Annotated in this window: 1 protein-coding gene; it reads left to right on the top strand. The window is 67.0% G+C overall.

Annotated elements, in window-relative coordinates:
- The first annotated feature begins 45 nt into the window (after positions 1-45).
- Entirely contained in the window at positions 46-1,284 is a 1,239-nt protein-coding gene (locus tag C1J00_RS43300) for an IS30 family transposase (protein ID WP_102914223.1), read from the top strand.
- Positions 1,285-1,316: the final 32 nt, after the last annotated feature.

Below are 1,316 nucleotides of genomic sequence, written 5' to 3'. Positions count from 1 at the left end.
CTTGAGTTCTAGTAGTCGTCGCAACACCCCAGCTCAGGGGATGCGATGGACTTCGAGGTCCGCAAGGTCAGACATGGAGGGGGCGGTCGTCGCCTGACTCGTGAGCGGGAGGTATATCTCCAGCTCATGAGTCAGGGGTACGGCAACAGAGAGGCCAGCCGGATCGTCGGGATCAACCCGCGGACCGGTAAGAGATGGCGCAACGGTCATCACTCGCCGACCTACGGCAAGCCGAAGCCTCCGATCCGTTCGGAGGCTTCGGCTTGCGATGCGCCCGGCCGCAGCAGGTACCTGCGCGAAGAGGACCGCATCCACATCGCCGACCGGCTGCGTGAGAAGGCATCCATCCGGCAGATCGCCTCCGAGCTGGGCCGCAGCCCGTCCACCATCAGCCGGGAAATACGCCGCAACAGTGCCCTGTGGCGGAGCAAGGACTGGGTCTACCGGCCGCATGCCGCCCACCGCCGCGCCGAACAGCGCCGGCCCCGCCCCAAGACCGGGAAGATAGGCCAGAACCCCGAGCTGCGGGACTTCATCCAGCACCACCTCTCCTTGCGCTGGAGCCCGGAACAGATCTGCCAGGCTCTGCGGACCGCCTTCCCCGACCGGCCGGAGATGCACGTGGTCCACGAGACGATCTACCAGGCTCTCTACGTCCAAGGCCGCGGAGAACTACGTCGCGAGTTGACCAAGGCCCTGCGCACGGGACGCGCCCGCCGCAGGCCGCACCGCCAGTCATACAAGCGCCAGGCCCGCGCGATCCCGAACATGGTGCTGATCAGCGACCGGCCCGCGGAGGCCGCCGACCGAGCCGTTCCCGGGCACTGGGAAGGCGACCTCATCATCGGCAAGGACGGCAAGTCGGCGATCGGCACACTCGTCGAACGCTCCACCCGCTACGTGATGCTCGCGCATCTGCCCCTGGACCACTCAGCGGCCAGCACGCGCGACGCCCTGGTCGAGACGGTCAAAACCCTCCCGTCCCACCTGCGCAGGTCCCTTACCTGGGACCAGGGCTCGGAGATGGCCGCCCACGCGGGCTTCACCCTCGCCACGAACATCCCGGTCTACTTCTGCAACCCGGCCAGCCCCTGGCAACGCGGCTCGAACGAGAACACCAACGGCCTGCTCCGGCAATACTTCCCCAAAGGCACGGACCTGTCCCTGCACACCCGCGGACACCTCGACACCGTGGCTGCCGAGCTGAACAGCCGCCCGCGCAAAACGCTCGGCTGGGAAACCCCAGCCGAGCGTCTCGCTAAGCTCCTGGCGACAGCCAGTTGATCACTGTGTTGCTACGACCCCTGGAATTCGCC

The sequence above is a fragment of the Streptomyces cahuitamycinicus genome (genome assembly GCF_002891435.1).
Lineage (GTDB): Bacteria > Actinomycetota > Actinomycetes > Streptomycetales > Streptomycetaceae > Streptomyces > Streptomyces cahuitamycinicus.
Note: the sequence above shows the minus strand (reverse complement) of the source record. Positions and strands in the feature narration are given on the sequence as shown.

Excerpts from the sequence above, each read along its gene's own strand:
- C1J00_RS43300 (WP_102914223.1), top strand. The coding sequence starts at position 46 with ATGGACTTCGAGGTCCGCAAGGTCAGACATGGAGGGGGCGGTCGTCGC.